The 16,882-nt window shown below is 65.9% G+C and carries 14 protein-coding genes; 5 read left to right on the top strand and 9 right to left on the bottom strand.

Going from position 1 to position 16,882, the window contains the following annotated elements; translation table 11 throughout:
- Positions 1–48: 48 nt before the first annotated feature.
- A complete protein-coding gene (locus XH92_RS38630; protein WP_194456713.1) occupies positions 49–810 on the top strand; it encodes a 1-acyl-sn-glycerol-3-phosphate acyltransferase in 762 nt (253 codons plus the stop codon).
- Between the two features lie 11 nt (positions 811–821).
- Here XH92_RS38630 and XH92_RS38625 read toward each other — a convergent pair whose 3' ends face one another.
- The 3 genes from XH92_RS38625 to XH92_RS38615 all read right to left on the bottom strand — a co-directional run bounded on the left by XH92_RS38625 (position 822) and on the right by XH92_RS38615 (position 3,374).
- A complete protein-coding gene (locus tag XH92_RS38625) occupies positions 822–2,150 on the bottom strand; it encodes a sensor histidine kinase (RefSeq protein WP_246788010.1) in 1,329 nt (442 codons plus the stop codon).
- 47 nt (positions 2,151–2,197) lie between these two features.
- Positions 2,198–2,863: a response regulator transcription factor gene (locus tag XH92_RS38620; protein WP_194456711.1), complete on the bottom strand. Its 666-nt coding sequence runs from the start codon at positions 2,861–2,863 to the stop codon at positions 2,198–2,200.
- 181 nt (positions 2,864–3,044) lie between these two features.
- A complete protein-coding gene (locus XH92_RS38615) occupies positions 3,045–3,374 on the bottom strand; it encodes a hypothetical protein (protein WP_194456710.1) in 330 nt (109 codons plus the stop codon).
- A gap of 259 nt (positions 3,375–3,633) precedes the next feature.
- On the opposite strand from XH92_RS38615, the gene XH92_RS38610 reads away from it, so the two are divergent.
- The 3 genes from XH92_RS38610 to XH92_RS38600 all read left to right on the top strand — a co-directional run bounded on the left by XH92_RS38610 (position 3,634) and on the right by XH92_RS38600 (position 6,850).
- On the top strand, positions 3,634–4,083 hold the full coding sequence (locus XH92_RS38610) for a hypothetical protein (protein ID WP_194456709.1): 450 nt from the start codon (positions 3,634–3,636) through the stop codon (positions 4,081–4,083).
- 239 nt (positions 4,084–4,322) lie between these two features.
- Positions 4,323–5,591: an MFS transporter gene (locus XH92_RS38605; RefSeq protein WP_194456708.1), complete on the top strand. Its 1,269-nt coding sequence runs from the start codon at positions 4,323–4,325 to the stop codon at positions 5,589–5,591.
- Entirely contained in the window at positions 5,591–6,850 is a 1,260-nt protein-coding gene (locus tag XH92_RS38600) for an arsenic transporter (protein WP_194461634.1), read from the top strand. Before XH92_RS38605 ends, XH92_RS38600 begins: the two co-directional genes overlap by 1 nt.
- 7 nt (positions 6,851–6,857) lie before the next feature.
- Here the strand turns inward: XH92_RS38600 and XH92_RS38595 are convergent, their stop codons facing one another.
- From XH92_RS38595 to XH92_RS38575, 5 genes are all read right to left on the bottom strand, one after another.
- On the bottom strand, positions 6,858–8,339 hold the full coding sequence (locus tag XH92_RS38595) for an aldehyde dehydrogenase (protein WP_194456707.1): 1,482 nt from the start codon (positions 8,337–8,339) through the stop codon (positions 6,858–6,860).
- Between the two features lie 103 nt (positions 8,340–8,442).
- The gene (locus XH92_RS38590) at positions 8,443–8,958 is read right to left on the bottom strand and encodes a TlpA disulfide reductase family protein (RefSeq protein WP_194456706.1); all 516 of its coding nucleotides are present in this window, start codon (positions 8,956–8,958) and stop codon (positions 8,443–8,445) included.
- Positions 8,959–8,985: 27 nt separating this feature from the next.
- Positions 8,986–12,279 carry an efflux RND transporter permease subunit gene (locus tag XH92_RS38585; RefSeq protein ID WP_194456705.1) on the bottom strand — a complete coding sequence of 1,098 codons (3,294 nt, stop codon included), beginning with the start codon at positions 12,277–12,279 and terminating at the stop codon, positions 8,986–8,988.
- A gap of 146 nt (positions 12,280–12,425) precedes the next feature.
- Positions 12,426–14,219, bottom strand: coding sequence for a caspase family protein (locus XH92_RS38580; protein ID WP_194456704.1), 1,794 nt, complete (start codon positions 14,217–14,219; stop codon positions 12,426–12,428).
- A 109-nt stretch (positions 14,220–14,328) separates the two neighbouring features.
- The gene (locus XH92_RS38575) at positions 14,329–14,937 is read right to left on the bottom strand and encodes a gamma-glutamylcyclotransferase (protein ID WP_194456703.1); all 609 of its coding nucleotides are present in this window, start codon (positions 14,935–14,937) and stop codon (positions 14,329–14,331) included.
- Between the two features lie 176 nt (positions 14,938–15,113).
- Between XH92_RS38575 and XH92_RS38570 the strand changes: the two genes are divergently transcribed.
- Positions 15,114–16,301: a DUF2125 domain-containing protein gene (locus tag XH92_RS38570; protein ID WP_194456702.1), complete on the top strand. Its 1,188-nt coding sequence runs from the start codon at positions 15,114–15,116 to the stop codon at positions 16,299–16,301.
- A 99-nt stretch (positions 16,302–16,400) separates the two neighbouring features.
- Here XH92_RS38570 and XH92_RS38565 read toward each other — a convergent pair whose 3' ends face one another.
- Complete coding sequence (locus XH92_RS38565; protein WP_194461633.1) at positions 16,401–16,718, bottom strand: antibiotic biosynthesis monooxygenase; 318 nt, start codon at positions 16,716–16,718, stop codon at positions 16,401–16,403.
- Positions 16,719–16,882: the final 164 nt, after the last annotated feature.

The following is a 16,882-nucleotide window of genomic DNA, read 5'->3' as shown; positions in this document are numbered from 1 at the left end:
AAGCGCGGAACGCGCTTGCGCGGAGATCATGCTCGAACAAGGACTGAAATGATTTTCCTGCGCTCGCTGATCTTCAACGTGCTGTTCTATCTGGTGCTGGTGCTGCTCTGCATCATTGCGCTGCCGGCGCTGCTGTTGCCGCGCGGCGCGCTGATGGCGATCGAGGCCGCGTGGGCCAATATCAGCCTGTTCCTGTTGCGCGTCATCTGCAACATCAGGATCGAGTTCCGCGGTGTCGAGAAAATTCCGAGCGGGCCGCTGGTCGTCGCCTCCAAGCACCAATCGTTCTGGGAGACGTTCGCGCTGGTGCGCTTCTTCGAGCATCCGCTGTTCATCCTCAAGCGGGAGCTGATGATGATCCCCGTGTTCGGCTGGTACCTGAAGAAGGTCGGCATGATCTCGGTCGAGCGCGGCGGCGGCCCGCGCTCGCTGATCAAGACGCTGAAGCGTGCGGCCGCCGAGGTGAAGCTCGGCCGCCAGCTCGTGATCTTTCCGGAAGGCACCCGCACCGCGCCCGGTGCCGCGCCGAACTACAAGGCCGGCGTCGCCCAGATCTATGCCGAGAGCGGCGTGCCGTGCCTTCCGATCGCGCTCAATTCCGGGCTGTTCTGGCCGCGCCGTACCTTCATGCGCTATCCGGGCACGCTGGTGGTCGAATTCCTCGATCCGTTGCCGCCGGGCCTGCCGCGCGACGAGTTCATGGCCCGCCTGCGCGAGGCGATCGAAACCGCGACCACCCGCATCGTCGACGCCGGCCGCGCCGAGCAGGCGGAATTGTTCGGCGGCGTGCCGGGTCCGGCGAAGGGGTAGGGAACGCGAACCTACCGCCCGGCGGAGGGGACGCGTATCGCCGCCCGAAGTCCTCCCATCGTGGACCGATCCAGGGTCAGGGAGCCGGCATAAAGTTCGGCGAGCTCGCGCGTGATCGACAGTCCAAAGCCGAATCCGGGAGCGCTCTCGTCGAGCCGCCGGCCGGCCTGCATTGCCTGTGACATCTGCTCCGGAGAAAGTCCCGGTCCGTCGTCTTCGATGATGATGACAACGCTCCGGCCGTCCTCGCTCGATTCGACGACGACCTCGCTCCGGCACCAGGAGAAAGCATTCTCCAGCAGGTTTCCGAGCATCTCGTCGATGTCCTGCTGTTCGCAGGCCACCGAAAGGTCGGGCGGAATGTGGTTGATGAAGGTGATTTGCTTGTCGGCGTTCACTTTGCCGAGCACGAGGGCAAGATCCGTGACGCGCGATGCAACTGCCGTTCTGTTCCGAACCGGACCGCCGAGCGCAGCGGATCTGGCGCGCCCCAGGTGATGGCGAATGCGGCGGTCCATCAGGACGACGAGGTCATGGAGATCCGCGGAGCCTGACGGTTGCTTTTGCAGCGCGATGGCCAAGGTCGCGAGAGGAGTCTTCAAGCCGTGCGCGAGATTCGAAACGTGCTTTCGCGCCCGTTCGAGATTTGCCGCGTTCTGGACGAGCAGCGCGTTGAGTTCGGCGGCCAGCGGCTGCACCTCGGTCGGCTGAGCGTCGGGTACGCGCTCGCGAAGCCCGGATCTCACATCGGCGACCGCGCGACGAAGTCGCTCCAGCGGACGCAATCCTAGCCGGACCTGGATCAGCATGGCGCAAATCAACGCGATGCCGAGCACGGCAAGCGACAGCGCCAGTGTGCGCATCGCTTCCCATAACGGTCCGAGCACCGCGTCTCTCGGAGCGGAAGCCACGATCGTTGCCGGAAGTCCGGAGGCCGACACGTTCAGGATGCGGAAGTGGAGTCTGCGGTCGTCGGGACCGATGCCGTCTGCCGGCGCCGGGCGATCTCGCGGCGGATCGTCGTCGGCCCGGCGAGGCGGCGGCGGCGGGGGCCTCTTGGCGAGGTCGGGAGCAGCCAGATCGGCACCGTCGAGCGACCGGGACCGCAGCACGTTTTTCGGTCCGGATATCTTCCAGTACCAGCCGTGCCGTCTGCGGTCGAAAGGCGGGCCGTCGGCGGATCCCGCAAGACGCAGGTTGCCGCTCCCGTCGGCATCGAGCATCGAGGACAGAAACAGGATCTGGGCGTCGAGCCTTTGATCGATCTGCCCCTGCACGAAGCGATGCAGAACGAACGAGATCAAGACCGCGGCGACGACGAGCGCGCCGGTGATGAACACGCCGGCTCCGATCATGAGTCGTCGGCTAAGTGACGTCGTCTGGCCCATCATCGCGAACCCGAGTTGAGCTTGTAGCCTCGACCCCTCTCGGTCTCGATCAGCGCCTTGCCGATCTTGCGGCGCAGCCTCGCCACGATCACCTCGATCGAATTGGAGTCCGTCCCGACATCGCCTTCGTAGACCTTCTCAGAGAGCAGGCTGCGCTCGACAACGGTGTCCTTGCGAAGAACAAGGCATTCAAGAACGCGCCATTCCAGCGCAGTCAGCTTCAAGGGAAGTCCATCGAGCTCGAACATGCCGGTCTGCGTTTCGAAGCTCAGCGGGCCGCATGAGATCCGTGGTCCGGCATGCCCGGAGGCACGGCGGACGAGTGCGCGAAGCCGCATGACCAACTCTTCGGTCCGGAACGGCTTCGTCAGATAGTCGTCGGCGCCCGCCTTGAAGCCGTCCACCTTGTCGGTCCAGCCGTCGCGCGCTGTCAGGATCAGCACCGGCAGATGCCGGTCGTGCCTGCGCCATCCGCGCAGGACCTCGATACCCGGCACTTTCGGCAGGCCGAGATCGAGCACCGCGGCGTCATAGGATTCCGTCTCGCCGAGATGCTGTCCGTCTTCGCCGTTCGCGGCCACGTCGACCGCGAAGTTCTCCTCGCGCAGGGCGCGGGCGATCTCTTGCGCGAGCAGACGATCATCTTCGACCAGAAGTATCTTCATTCCGCTTACACCTCGGACGGGACCTATGCCGGTGAGCTTAACCCAACCTGAACGAAACGGTTCAGGCTGGATTGGGGACGGTGCCCTAGGCTCCGGTCATCGCAATCGATGAAAGGACCGTCTGATGACTGAAAGCCATTCACATGTTGATACTACGGACCCATCGCCGGCGGCGCGCCGGCTACCGTGGCGTCGAGGTCTGCTGGCGGGCGTCGCGCTCGCCGTGCTCGCCGTCGGCGCCGCCGCCGGTGCCGGTGGCGCGAGACTCGCCCAGAATTGGCAGCCGCGGAGCGTCATGCTGCTGCAGCCGACCGCCATCAATGCACTGCAGCCTGGAAGTCCGTCGGCGGTGCGAGGCAGCGTCGTCGAAATTTTCGGCAACAAGTTCATCGTCGACGACGGCAGCGGTCGGGCGCTGGTCGACCTCGGCCCGCGCGGGGAACGTGCCGGCATGGTGACCAGAGGTGAGATCGTCACGGTCGAAGGCATCTTCGACCGTGGGATCGTTCATGCTCACGTCGTTGCGCACGCCGATGGTCGGGCGGACGCCTTCGGACCGCCGCCGCCCCCGCGTCCCGGGGCGCCGCCTCCGCCGCGGAGAGTTGAAGGTCCGCCGCAACCTCCTGGTGGGTCAGCTTGGTTGCCCGGGGCCGATGCTCCGCCGCCTATGCCCCGCGGCGCGCCGCCGCCGCCGGACTCGGAGCCGCCGCCACCGCCGCCTGCGCGACCGCTTTGAGCAAGTAGCCAACAAATCGAATCAGGAGACCAGCATGTCCCATGAACGGATCAAATTGTCCGGCAGGATCGTACACGTGTTCGCGCACCGCTTCGTGGTGCAAACGGCGAAGGGAGCGGTGCTCGCCGATCTCACGCCGCACGGAGCCGACCTCGTCAAGCTCCGGATCGGCGCTGACGTTAACCTCGAAGGTGAAATGAAGCCGTCCGAGCTCAAGGTGACGCGCTTTGTCTGTGATGACGACAGCGTGACGATCGAGCACAAGAAGAAGCCCGACCACGCCCACCATGAACCAGCGGACCCCACCACCGCGGTCGACGCCGCACGCGCGGCCGGCTTCGAGCCGACGGGCACGCCCCGTCGCAAGCCAAAGCATTTCGAACTTGAGGGCCGGCGCAACGGCCAGGACTACGAACTGCACGTGGAATTGGACGGGCGAATCCGGAAGGCTCGTCTGGTGGGCGACGATCACGAAGCCGCCTGAAGACCCAAACTTCGAACCGCAGGGGCAACATCCAAAGATGCGCCTGGAGCCGGAACAATTCCGGCTCCAGTTCGATCGGGAACGGCAGGCAGATCGGCCGGGAAGCCGACGGGAAACGACGTGATTGCAGAACCGGCGGACCATCTCTGCATCGTTCACATACTCGCGGGGGGCGTGCGTCCAGCGCAGCCCCGATGACAGCCGGCGTTTTCTCATTTCGCGCTTCGAAGGAGCGGCGCATGACCAGTGGTAACGCAGATCGAGACAAAGCGCTGCGCCCGCTGCTCGCGCTGAACTTCTTCATGGCGGACATGCAGGCCGGCATCGGCCCTTTCCTGGGCGTGTTTCTGCTTGCGCATGGCTGGCAAAGCGGCTGGATCGGGACGGTGATGACGACCGGCGGCGTCGCCGGCATGATGATGACGACACCCGCCGGAGCCCTGATCGATACCACAGGCCGCAAGAAGCTTTTCGTCATCATTCCCGGCATATGCACCGTCATGGCGTCGGGGACCGTGCTGCTGTCGCAGCAGTTCTGGCTCGTGGCGACCTCGCAGATCGCGACCGCGATCGCAGGCGCCGCGATCGGTCCTTCCGTCGCCGGCATCACGCTTGGTATCGTGCGTCAGGTCGGCTTCAACAGGCAGATCGGCCGCAACCAAGCCTTCAACCATGCCGGCAACATGGTCGGCGCGGGGCTCTCCGGCTTGGTCGGCTGGCTGTACGGCTTCGCGGCGGTGTTCTGGCTTGCCGCGCTGTTCGGTGCTCTCTCGATCGTATCGGTGCTGATGATCCCGCGCGACGCCATCGACGACGACGCGGCCCGTGGACTGGCGTACGAGTCCAATGATGACAAGCGCGCAAGCGGATTGCACGTTCTGGTCAAGACCAAGCCATTGCTGGTCCTTGCCGCGGCTCTGCTCTTCTTTCATCTCGGTAACGCTGCGATGCTGCCGCTCTATGGCCTTGCCGTGGTCTCCGGCAAGCAGGCCGATCCGGCGAGCTTCGTCGCAATGACCATCGTGATCGCTCAAGGCACCATGATTTTGACCTCGCTCGTCGCGATGCGTATGGCGGAGAGGGAAGGCTACTGGTTGGTGCTGCTCGTGTCGTTCGTCGCCTTGCCGATCCGGGGCGTCATCGCCGCGTGGCTGCTCAACAGGTGGGGCGTCTATCCGGTTCAGATTCTCGATGGCGTCGGTGCCGGCCTGCTGAGCGTGGCGGTACCGGGCCTGGTCGCACGGATTCTTGATGGTACCGGCCGGATCAATGCCGGCCAGGGCGCCGTCATGACCGTTCAGGGCATCGGAGCATCGCTGAGTCCGGCGATCGGCGGCTGGATTGCGCAAGAACTTGGCTACGAAGCGATGTTTCTCGTCCTCGGTGCGTCCGCACTGGTGTCGGTGGCGCTGTGGCTCGCTTTCGCTCCGCTGCTCAAGCCAGCTTGCGTAGCGAAACCCGACCGCGCCGCACCCAGAATGGCGCCGGCAGCCGCGGGTGTCGCCTGATGTTCGATAGCCACGCCGCGACCTGGAGCATTGCGGGCCTTGCGACTCTCGGCGTTATCGCGCGCCCATGGAATCTGCCGGAATATATCTGGGCCGTTACCGGTGCTGTGCTATTGGTCGCGTTCGATCTGCTGCCGTTGCGGGACGCGATGATGGCCGCGGGCAAGGGTGCCGACGTCTATTTTTTCCTGATCGGCATGATGCTGCTGGCCGAGGTCGCGCGGAAGGAGGGCCTGTTCGATTGGCTTGCCGAGCTGGCCATCAAGCATTCCCGTGATTCGGCATCCCGGCTGTTCGCGATCGTATACGCCGTCGGCACCCTGGTGACCGTTTTCCTGTCGAACGACGCCACCGCGGTCGTGCTGACGCCGGCAGTCTATGCGGCGACTCGCGCCGCGAATGTCGAGCCGTTGCCATATCTGTTCGTCTGTGCGTTCATCGCCAACGCGGCGAGCTTCGTGCTGCCGATCTCGAACCCGGCGAACCTCGTCCTGTTCGGCGAGCGAATGCCGAGCTTGGTGGATTGGCTGCACTACTTCCTGCTGCCGTCGGTGGCGGCGATCACGGCGACCTTCATCCTGCTGCGGATCAGCCAGCGCAAGGCTTTGCACGGCACTGTGGAGAGCGGCGGCGCCGAGCCTGTCGTCCTGACGAGAAATGCGACGATCGTCGGTGCAGGCATCGGCGTGACGGCGGGGGTCCTTCTAGCCGCGTCCGCATTCGGCGTGGATCTCGGCCTGCCGACTTTTGCCTGCGGTGCTGCCGTGGCCGCGATCGTGCTCCTGCTCGGCCGAAACTCGCCGGCGTCGATCGTCCGGGACATTTCGTGGTCGGTCCTGCCTCTCGTCGCCGGATTGTTTATCCTCGTCGAAGGGCTCAACCGCACGGGTGTTCTGCCTGTGCTTGCCGAAGTGCTAAAACGGGCCGCGGCCGTCTCGCCGCACGCGACCGCGTGGGGGGCCGGCATCATCACGGCGCTCGCTTCGAACCTGATCAACAACCTGCCGATGGGTCTGATCGCGGCGACCACGACACAAGCCGCGCAGTCGCCTCCTCATATCACCGGCGCGGTTCTGATCGGCGTCGATCTCGGGCCCAATCTTTCAGTCACCGGCTCTCTCGCCACAATCCTGTGGCTGATCGCGCTGCGCCGGGAGGGCGAGCATGTCAGCGCCTTCCGTTTCTTGCGGCTCGGCATTTGTGTAATGACTCCAGCCTTGGTCCTGTCGCTGCTCGCCCTCTCGCTGGTTGCGCCATGAGGTCTCTTCACCGCATCACGAACGGATTCGCCGGCACGTCGGTCGCGGTCGAGATCCAGACGCTCTTGGTCTCCTGATACTCGCGCACCGCGTCGATGCCGCTCTCCCGGCCGACGCCGGAGAACTTCATGCCGCCGAACGGCATCATGTAGCTGATGGCGCGGTAGGTGTTGACCCACACGGTGCCGGCGCGGAGCTGCTTCGGCACGCGGATGGCGCGGGCGAGATCCTTGGTCCAGATCCCTGCGGCTAGGCCGTAGATCGTGTCGTTAGCGATCCGGACGGCGTCTTCCTCGGTGTCGAACGAGATGATCGACAGCACCGGGCCGAATACCTCCTCGCGCGCGATCCGCATGGTGTTGTCGACATCGGTGAAGATGGTCGGCTCGACGAACTGGCCGCCCTTGATGCCGGCGCCGGACGCCGGCTTGCCGCCGAGCAGGCAGCGCGCGCCTTCGGCCTTCGCGATGTCGATGTAGTCGAGCACCTTCTTGTACTGCGCCGGCGTCGTGATCGGGCCGACATTGGTGTCGGCCTGCATGGGATCGCCGATCTTGGCGGATTTCGCCAGCTCCAGCACGCGCGCGACGAACTTCTCCTTGATCGAGCTCTGCACCAGAAGGCGCGAACCGGCGATGCAGGTCTGGCCAGTGGCCGCGAAGATGCCGGAGATCGCGCCGGCCGCGGCCGCCGTCAGGTCGGCATCCTCGAACACGATGTTCGGCGACTTGCCGCCGAGTTCGAGCGAGACCCGCTTCAGGCTCTTGGCCGCGGTCTCGTAGACCTTGGCGCCAGTCGTATCCGATCCAGTGAAGGTGATCTTGGCGACGCCGGGATGGGAGATCAGCGCCGAGCCTGCCTCGGGCCCGAAGCCGGTCACCACGTTGAAGATGCCGTCGGGAATCCCGGCCTCTTTCGTCAGTGCGGCGAATTCGAGCGTGCTGGCCGAGGTGAACTCCGAGGGCTTCACGACCACGGCGCAACCGGCTGCGAGCGCGGCTGCGCACTTCCAGGCGACGAACAGCAGCGGCGAATTCCACGCGGTGAGTGCCGCGACGACGCCGACCGGCTCGTGCGTCGTGTAGGCAAAGGTGTCGGCCTTGTCGATCGGCACCAGGCCGCCCTCGAGCTTGTCGACGAGGCCGCCGAAATACCACCACCATTCCGGATGGTAGCGGAGCTGGCCCAGCATCTCCGCCATCAGCTTGCCGTTGTCGCGCACCTCGATCTCGGCGAGGCGCTCGGCGTTGGCGGCGACGAGGTCGCCGAGCTTGCGCATCGCCTTGCCGCGCGCGGAGGCCGTCATCTTCGCCCACGGGCCGTTCCACATCGCCTCGTTGGCTGATTTCACCGCCTTGTCGGCGTCGGCGGCCGTGCCGCGCGGGATCTTCGCCCAGGCCTCGCCGCGATATGGATCGATGCTGTCGAACCACTCGCCGTTGGCGGGGTCGACATACTGGCCGTTGATGTAGAGCTGATAGGTCTTCATGCGATCCTCCCGCAAGGCGATGGTTCTGGTTGGCGGAACGCTATCACGCAATACGCGACGCCGTCATAACGCAGTCGCGTGAGCCGGGTTGCAGCCGGCGCCGCTATCGACCATGCGGCGCGGCAAGCTCGGCCGCGATGATGGCCCCAAGCGCCATGTCGCTCTGCTGCCCGAAGCCGTGATGCACGATGTTGCCGTCGCGGCCGATCAGGATGCTGGTCGGGGTTCCCTGCATGCCGTAGCGCTGCATGGTGACCGGGATCGGCGTGCCGTCGCCGGCCTCGTCGACGCCGATCGGGAACGTCAGCCGGTACTCGTGGATGAAGGCTTCCAACGCGACCTCCGTCATCGCCGCATGGTGCTCGAAAACGGTGTGCAGCCCGATCACCTGGAGGTCGGAGTGCCTGAACAGCTCGAACGCGCGCTGGGTCTGCGGCGTGCCGTGGCTGACGCAGCCGGGACACAGCATCTGGAACGCGTGCAGCAGCACCGGCCGGCCGCGCAACGCGGCTAGGCTCAGCGGCTCGCCGGTGTTGAACCAGCGCGACGCGGCGATTTCCGGTGCTGGAGCCACAGCCTGGTTCCTTGCGCCTGCCACCTCGCGGCAGGGTGGCAACATCGGCGCGGGTCTGTCAACGGCGGTCGATCATGTCGCGCGTGCCGCTGCCCGGCGTGCGCGGCGCGCGGCGCGGCGGCGCTGGGTCCAGAGCCTGGCGCGGTCGAGATAGAGATAGACCACCGGCGTGGTGTAGAGCGTCAGGATCTGGCTCAGGATCAGGCCGCCGAAGATCGCGATGCCGAGCGGCTGGCGCAGCTCGCTGCCTTCGCCGAGGCCGATCATCAGCGGGACCGCGCCGAACAAGGCGGCGAGCGTCGTCATCATGATCGGGCGGAAGCGCATCAGGCAGGCTTCATAGATCGCATCGCGCGACGACAGCCCGCGCTGGCGCTCGGCATCGAGCGCGAAGTCGATCATCATGATGGCGTTCTTCTTCACGATGCCGACCAAGAGGATCACCCCGATCATGCCGATGATGTCGAAATCGGTGTGCGACAGCATCAGCGCCGCCACCGCGCCGACGCCGGCCGAGGGCAGGGTGGACAGAATGGTCAGCGGGTGGATGTAGCTCTCATAGAGCATGCCGAGCGAGATGTAGATCGTCGCGAGCGCTGCGAGGATCAGGAACAGCTCGTTCGCCAGCGCCTGCTGGAAGATTTTTGCGGAGCCCGCGAAGCCGCCGGAAATGCCGGCCGGCATGCCGAGCGCGTGCATCGCGTTCTCGATCGTGGTGGTCGCGGTGCTGAGCGAGACGCCGGGCGGCAAATTGAACGAGATGGTGCTGGCGACCAGGAGATCCTGGTGGTTGACCGCGAGCGGAGTCTCGCCATGCTCGAAGCGGGCGACGCTCGACAGCGGGATCATCGTCTCTGCGCTGGTCGAGACCGCGGTGCCGGTCGAGGCGACGCCCTTGCCGGTGGCGCCGATCGAGTTGGTGGCCTGGTTGCGCACGACGTTGGCGGCGACCGAGCTGATCGAGCTTTTCTGCGACGACGAGGCCACCGTTCCGGCCACCGCATTGGTGCTCTGCGTGCCGCTCGCCGATCCGCCCGAGGTCGAGATGTAGACCTCCTTCAGGGTCTGCGGGTCCTGCGAGAAGCGCGGCGCGACCTCCATGATCACGTGATACTGGTTGCGCGCGACGAAGATGGTCGAGACCTGACGCTGCCCGAATGCGTCATACAGCGTGTTGTCGAGCTGGCTGACCGTGATCCCGAGCCGCGAGGCGGCATCGCGATCGATCACGAGATTGGCCTGCAGCGCCTTGTTCTGCTGGTCGGTGTTGACGTCGACGAGCGTCGGCTCCTTCTGCAGCACGGCGACGAGCTTTGGCGTCCACTCGTTCAGCTCCTCGAAGGTGGAGCCCTTCAGCGTGTATTGATAGGCCGCATTGCCCGAGCGCCCGCCGGCGCCGAGATCGCCGATCGATTGCAGGAACAGGGTCGCGCCGGCGACGCCTGCCAACGGCTCGCGCAGCCGCTCGATCACCTTGTCGGCGCGCAGCTTGCGCTCGTCCATCGGTTTCAGCGAGGCGAACACGGTGCCGGTGTTGGTGCCGCCGGGGCCGACGCCGCCGCCGCCGGTGAAGCCGACCGCGGTGTCCACCGCCGGATCCGACTTCACGATGTCGATGAACCGGGTCAGCTTCTGCTGCATCAGCTGGAACGAGGTGCTCTGATCGGCCTGGATCGAGCCGACCAGCAGCCCGGTATCCTGCTGCGGCACGAAGCCCTTGGGCACCACCGTGTAGAGATGGACGTTCAGATAGAGCGTGCAGCCCAGGATCAGCATCACCAGCAGCGGATGCCGCAGCGCGAGGCCGAGCGTCGCGCGGTAGCCGCTCAGCATCAGCTCGAACACGCGCTCGCTGATCCGGTAGATCCGGCCGTGCGGCTGGCCTTCGTCCTTGCGCAGCAGCACCGCGCACATCATCGGCGTCGTGGTCAGCGAGACCACCAGCGAGATCACGATCGCGATCGTGATCGTCATGGCGAATTCGCGGAACAGGCGGCCGACCAGCCCGCCCATCAGGAGGATCGGCACGAACACGGCGATCAGCGACACGCTCATCGACAACACGGTGAAGCCGACCTCGCGGGTGCCGACCAGCGTCGCCTCCAGCCGCGACATCCCGGCATCCATGTGGCGGGCGATGTTCTCCAGCACCACGATGGCGTCGTCGACCACGAAGCCGGTCGCCACCGTCAGCGCCATCAGCGAGAAGATGTCGAGCGTGTATCCGAGCAGATACATCACGGCGAAGGTCGCGATCAGCGACACGCCGACCGCCACCACGGGCACCAGCGTGGCCCGCGCATTGCGCAGGAACGCGAACACGACCAGGATCACCAGGGCGACGGCGATCAAGAGCGTGATCTCGACGTCGTGCAGCGAGGCGCGGATCGTCTTCGAGCGGTCCATCGCCAGCGTGATGTCGATCGCCGGCGAGACCGAGGCCCTGAGCTGCGGCATCAGCCCCTTCACGCTGTCGACCATCTTGATGATGTTGGCGCCCGGCTGCCGGTACACGATCATCACGACGGCCGGCTTGCCGTTGGAAAGGCCGAGCGTGCGCGCATTCTCCACGGAATCGAGCACGTCGCCGACGTCGGTCAGGCGCACCGCCGCCCCGTTGCGGTAGGCGACGACCAGCGGCTTGTAGTCGGCGGCCTTGCGGGCCTGGTCATTGGCATAGATCTGGTAGCGCTGGTCGCCGACGTCGATGCCGCCCTTCGGACTGTGCGCGTTGGCGCTACTGAGCGCGGCGCGGACGTCCTCGAGCCCGATGCCGTATTTGTAGAGCGCCGGCGGGATCAGCTCGACGCGCACCGCCGGCAGCGAGCCGCCGCCGACCGAGACTTCGCCGACGCCCTCGACCTGCGACAGCTTCTGCGCCAGCGTGGTTGAGGCGGCGTCATAGAGCTCGGCCGGGGTCAGCGTGTCCGAGGTCAGGGTGTAGATCAGGATCGGCGCCGAGGCGGGGTTGAACTTGCGGTAGGTGGGGTTGGTGCGCAGGTTGGTCGGCAGGTCGGCACGCGCCGCGTTGATCGCCGCCTGCACGTCGCGCGCGGCGCCGTTGATGTCGCGGTCGATGTCGAATTGCAGCGTGATGCGGGCGGAGCCGAGCGAGGACGTCGACGTCATCTCGGTGACGCTGGCGATCTGGCCGAGGTGGCGTTCCAGGGGGCTCGCCACGGTGGCGGCGACGTCGGCCGGGCTGGCGCCGGGCAGGGTCGCCTGCACCATGATGGTCGGGATGTCGACGTCGGGCAGCGGCGACACCGGCAGCTTGAAGAACGCAATGATGCCCGCCACCACCAGTCCAAGCGACAGCAGTGTGGTGCCGACCGGGCGGCGGACAAAGGGAGCTGAGAGGTTCATTGCATCAGCGAGCGATGTTTGCGGATCAGCTTCTATCCGTCTGCGCCGCGATGCAAAAGCCTAAATGTCACAGGGCGCTGCCATACGTCCGCCGGGATTTGTCTGGCCGCAACAGATGCCCGACGTCGGCCGCATTCGGACGCGGACTATTTCGCCGCATTCTGGCTCGCGCCGACGAAGTAGAAATCCTCAGCTCCCGGCACCGAGCCGTAGCTGAAGGGCTGCTGCCGCCGATCGGTCGCCACCATGACGTCGTCACGCACGAGGTCGAACAGCTTGCGGATCTCGATCCGCGGCGTCTGCATGCGCTTGATCAGGGCCGTCACGAACGGGCTGTGACCGCCGTCGCCGTCGAGCGCGACCTGGCCGTGCTTGGCGGCGTAGACGACCAGCGTGCCGCTGTCGGGCTCGACCTGGGCCAATCCCCTGCCGATCGAGCGCGACGCGACGGTGCGCTTGATCTGGTTGGCGAACGGGTTGTCGCGGCAGGCGTCGAGGATGACGAGGTGCAGCTTGCGCGCCCCTTCGGTGGCGCCCATCACTTGCGTCAGCGCGACCGCCTCGAACGACACGTCGCGATCGGTCGCGAGTTTGGCGTCGACCGGCACCAGATAGTTCTCGCCGGCCATCTCCATGCCGTGGCCGGCATAGTAGATCACGGCCCAATCGGCGCCGTCGGCCGCACTGGTAAATGATTTGAGGGCGTCGACCAGGCTGTCCCGCGTGGCGTCGGTGACGAGGCGGACATCCTGAAAGCCGACCGCGCGCAGCGTGTTGGCGATCGCGGCGGCGTCCTGGCCGGGGTTCGGCAGAACAGGCACCGAGCGATACTTTGAATTGCCCACCACGAGGGCGACGCGCCGCTCGGTCGTTGCTGCCTTGCCCGCGCTAATCGGCGGAACCGGAACGGCCGTGGCGAGCGCGGGCACAGGCTTGGCCGCGGCGTGATCCGCGACGACGCTCTTGTCCGTGCTGGCGACCTTGTCCAGCCGTTGCAGGCCTTCCCGGGCGACGCGCTGGCCCTGGGTGCGGTCGAGCTGATCGAGGCCGATGACGTCGAGCGCGTGCCGGAAGTCGGCGCGAGCCGCGTCGACATCGCCCTTCTTCTCGTCGGCGAGGCCGCGCCGTGCATAGTTCAGCGCGCCCTGTGCGTTGAGTTGCGTGGCGCGGTCGTAGTCGCGCATCGCCTGGTCAAGCTCGCCCTTGCCGGCGAACGTCAGGCCGCGCAGCGAGTAGAACTCGGATTGCCCGTCCTGGATCGCGATCGCGCGTTCGACATCCCGCGCGGCACTGTCGAGATCGCCGGCGCTGACCTCGACCGCGGCCCGGCAGTAATAGGGGCCGGCTGCGTGCGGCGCGCGCTTGATCGCGTCCTCGCAATGCAGCGCCGCGAGCCGGTCCTTGCCGCTGAAGTCATAGACCAGCGCGCGATTGACGTAGGCGTACCACGAGTTGGGATCGAGCTCGATCGACTTGCCGTAATCGGCCAGCGCGCGATCGTAGTCGCCGGTGGCGACGAACAGCTCGGCGCGATTGTTGAACCAGCCGGCGCTGAACTGACCGGCGGGCTTGAGCCGGATCGCCTGATCGAAATCGCTCAGCGCGCGGTCGTAGTCCTGGTTCTGCAGATAGACCTTGGCCCGCTGGCCGTAGGAGGGCGCAAACGACGGATTGATCGCAATCGACTGGTCGTAGTCCGCTTTGGCCTTCTCCAGATTCCCCTTGTTATGCCAGGCGAGCGCCCGGTTGTAGTAGGTGATCGAAAGGTCGCGTCCCCTCGGATTGGCTGCGATCAGGCGGGTGCAGGCGGGGATCGCGAGCTCCGGGTGCGGCTCCGTTGCGTCGCAGGCCGCGCCATCCTCCCTCAATCCGGCATACGATGGCGAGTTCAGCAGCAATAGCAGGCCGAGTGCGGCGAGCCTTAGCAATGAGGGGCGCATTCCAGTCATTCCATTCCAGCGACCGGAAATGGAGACCACAATGTTGTTCGCGCCGTGGCAAAAACTCGCAGGCCGGGTTCCTCGACGGACGTCAATGGCGCGTCGGCGTTCAGCCTGGATCGCGCCCGTCAGCGGCATGCACATCCCGATGCAGCGTCGTGCCCGAATCATGCAGCATCGCCGCAAGCTGGTGCAGCGGCTGATCGCGAAACCCCTGTTTCTCGATCGAGGCGACGGTCGAGAGCACATAATCGCGGTTGTTGCCGGAGCGGCCATGGCCTTGCTGCACCAGGCGCAGTTGCTCGGCCAGCGACAGCCGCCCGGCATATTGCACATGGCCGCGGTCGACCACATAGGCCAGCGCGCTGACGCGATCGCGGGCCGCGTTCTCCAGCCACACCGAGCGCATCACCTCGCGATAGACGTTGGTGGTCTGCTCGCGCGCCCGTAAGTAGGCGATGGTGTCGTGGCGCAGGCGGGCGGCGACGCGGAACGCGATGCCGCGGCAGGCGCCGCCGCGGTCCAGCCCGAGCACCAGGCCCGGCTTCTCCGGCGTGCCGCGGTGGTCGAACGAATAGACGCAAAGCGCGCGATGCTCGCCGATCAGCCGTGCCGGCACCTGCTCCAGGAACTCGAAGCCCGGCTTCCACATCAGCGAGCCGTAGCCGAACACCCAGAGGTCGCCGTCGGTCTCGGAATGGGGAGGATTTGCTGACATCGCGCAGATGGGCTAGCAGAACACGCCGTCGAAGCGAAGCAGATTCCGTGATGTTTCCAAGGGTTACGCAAAGGTTGCGTGAGGGTTGCGCAAGAGGTGCGTAGGGGTTGCCCAAGGGTTGCCCAAGGCTTGCTGCCGCTTAGATTTTGACAAATTCGCGCTCCAAAGGACGCCGCATGTCCGATATGACCTCCGCCCCCCGCCGCCGCTCGCGCTTCGGTCTTTATGCCGTCCCCGTTGTGGTCCTGATCGCCGCGGTGCTGTGGAGCGGCTTCTGGTTCTTCGCCGCCTCGCAGGTCGGCGTGCAGGCCGATGCCTGGCGCGCGCAGGAGGCGAAAGCGGGCCGGGTCTATGATTGCGACAAGCGCTCGGTGGCAGGTTACCCGTTCCGGCTTGAAATCCGCTGCGAGCAGCCCAGCGTGATGCTGGTGTCGCAGACCGCCTCGCCGCAAATGTCGTTCGTGGCGCGGCTGGCCGAGATCCTGGTCGTTGCGCAGATCTATGATCCCAAGCTCGTGATCGCGGAGTTCAAGGGCCCGGCCACAATCGCCGAGCGCAATGCGCAGCCGACGCTGCAGGTCGACTGGAAGTTGGGACGCAGCAGCGTGGTCGGTCTGCCGGCGGTGCCGCAGCGTGCCTCGCTGGTGTTCGACGATCTCGCCATCGACCGCACCGGCGGTCCCGCGCCGACGCCGCTGATGCGTGTCAATCACATCGAGCTGCACGGCAGGCAGGTCGACGGCTCGGCGCCGGACAGCCCCGCGATCGAGACCGTGCTGCAGATCTCGGGCGGTACCTTTCAGGAGGTGCATCCGCTGCTCACCCAGCCGTTCAACGCCGACATCCATGCGCGGCTGAACGGCCTGAAGGATTTTTCGCCCAAGCCGTGGCCCGATCGCTTCCGCGAGATCCAGGCCGCCGGCGGTAGCGTCGAGATCCAGCAGTCGCGGATCGAGCAGGGCGATGTGCTGTCGGTCGCGGCCGGCACGCTCCGCCTCAACGCGCAGGGCCGCATCGAGGGCGAACTGCAAATGACGGTCGCGGGCCTCGAGCGCGTCATCCCCGCGCTCGGCATCGACAAGATGCTGGAGGAGGGCGTGCCGCAGTCGACGCTCGACCGCGTCGCACCCGGCGTGAAGAGCCAGGACCTCAGCAATCTCTTTGGCGCGCTGGACCGCGCGATCCCGGGCCTCGGCAAGGTGATCAAGCAGAACGCCAATGCCGGCATCTCCGCCGGCATCAATTCGCTCGGCACCGAAGCCACGCTCGAGGGTAAGAAGGCGCGCAGCTTCCCGTTGCGCTTCGCCGACGGCGCGGTGTTCCTGGGCCCGCTGAAGGTCGCGCAGATTCCGCCGCTGTTCTGAGCAGCACGCTGTCGAAACTTCGTAGGGCGGGTTAGGCGAAGCCGTAACCCGCCGCGCCGATCTACCGAAATGGCGGATTACGCCTTCGGCTAATCCGCCCTACACATGCTCAAACGGGCCGACCTCGCGGATCACCTTGCAGATCTGCAGGAAGCCGCTGGCGTAGAATTCGGCATGTCCGCGCTGCATGGTTTCGACATGGTCCGGATGACGGCGCCAGGCTTCGAGCGCTTCTTCCGAGGCAAAGCGAAACAAGGTGAGCTCCTCGCCGTCCGCCGCCTTGAACGATTTCACCGACAGGAATCCCGGAAGCCGGCTGACGATGTCGTACATGCGCTCGCCCAGCCGGTTGTATTCGTCGAGCGAGGCGTCGTCCCGTAACTTCAGGTCACCGACTACAATGACTTCACCGATCATGTTGCTGCCCTTCGTCCATCGCATGTCCATGGCAGCCTGAAACAGGCGCCGAACGACAATTCGATCTCGCGACCGCCGTTGTTACACGTCCGCTTTTTTCGCCGCGGGCGGTGGGGCGGATTGTGCTGCGCAAAATCCGCCCCACACACCGCGCGGACACCTTA

Origin of the sequence: Bradyrhizobium sp. CCBAU 53421 (genome assembly GCF_015291625.1) — a bacterium.
GTDB lineage: Bacteria > Pseudomonadota > Alphaproteobacteria > Rhizobiales > Xanthobacteraceae > Bradyrhizobium.
The sequence above is the reverse complement of the archived record's forward strand: the minus strand, read 5'-3'. Positions and strand labels throughout refer to the sequence as shown.

What these genes read in the sequence shown, in the direction of transcription:
- XH92_RS38595 (WP_194456707.1), bottom strand. Translation starts at nt 8,339, where the DNA reads ATGAAGACCTATCAGCTCTACATCAACGGCCAGTATGTCGACCCCGCC.
- XH92_RS38585 (WP_194456705.1), bottom strand. Translation starts at nt 12,279, where the DNA reads ATGAACCTCTCAGCTCCCTTTGTCCGCCGCCCGGTCGGCACCACACTG.
- XH92_RS38610 (WP_194456709.1), top strand. Translation starts at nt 3,634, where the DNA reads ATGTCCCATGAACGGATCAAATTGTCCGGCAGGATCGTACACGTGTTC.
- XH92_RS38565 (WP_194461633.1), bottom strand. Translation starts at nt 16,718, where the DNA reads ATGATCGGTGAAGTCATTGTAGTCGGTGACCTGAAGTTACGGGACGAC.
- XH92_RS38570 (WP_194456702.1), top strand. Translation starts at nt 15,114, where the DNA reads ATGTCCGATATGACCTCCGCCCCCCGCCGCCGCTCGCGCTTCGGTCTT.
- XH92_RS38575 (WP_194456703.1), bottom strand. Translation starts at nt 14,937, where the DNA reads ATGTCAGCAAATCCTCCCCATTCCGAGACCGACGGCGACCTCTGGGTG.
- XH92_RS38615 (WP_194456710.1), bottom strand. Translation starts at nt 3,374, where the DNA reads ATGAACGATCCCACGGTCGAAGATGCCTTCGACCGTGACGATCTCACC.
- XH92_RS38630 (WP_194456713.1), top strand. Translation starts at nt 49, where the DNA reads ATGATTTTCCTGCGCTCGCTGATCTTCAACGTGCTGTTCTATCTGGTG.
- XH92_RS38580 (WP_194456704.1), bottom strand. Translation starts at nt 14,219, where the DNA reads ATGCGCCCCTCATTGCTAAGGCTCGCCGCACTCGGCCTGCTATTGCTG.
- XH92_RS38600 (WP_194461634.1), top strand. Translation starts at nt 5,591, where the DNA reads ATGTTCGATAGCCACGCCGCGACCTGGAGCATTGCGGGCCTTGCGACT.
- XH92_RS38590 (WP_194456706.1), bottom strand. Translation starts at nt 8,958, where the DNA reads ATGTTGCCACCCTGCCGCGAGGTGGCAGGCGCAAGGAACCAGGCTGTG.
- XH92_RS38620 (WP_194456711.1), bottom strand. Translation starts at nt 2,863, where the DNA reads ATGAAGATACTTCTGGTCGAAGATGATCGTCTGCTCGCGCAAGAGATC.
- XH92_RS38605 (WP_194456708.1), top strand. Translation starts at nt 4,323, where the DNA reads ATGACCAGTGGTAACGCAGATCGAGACAAAGCGCTGCGCCCGCTGCTC.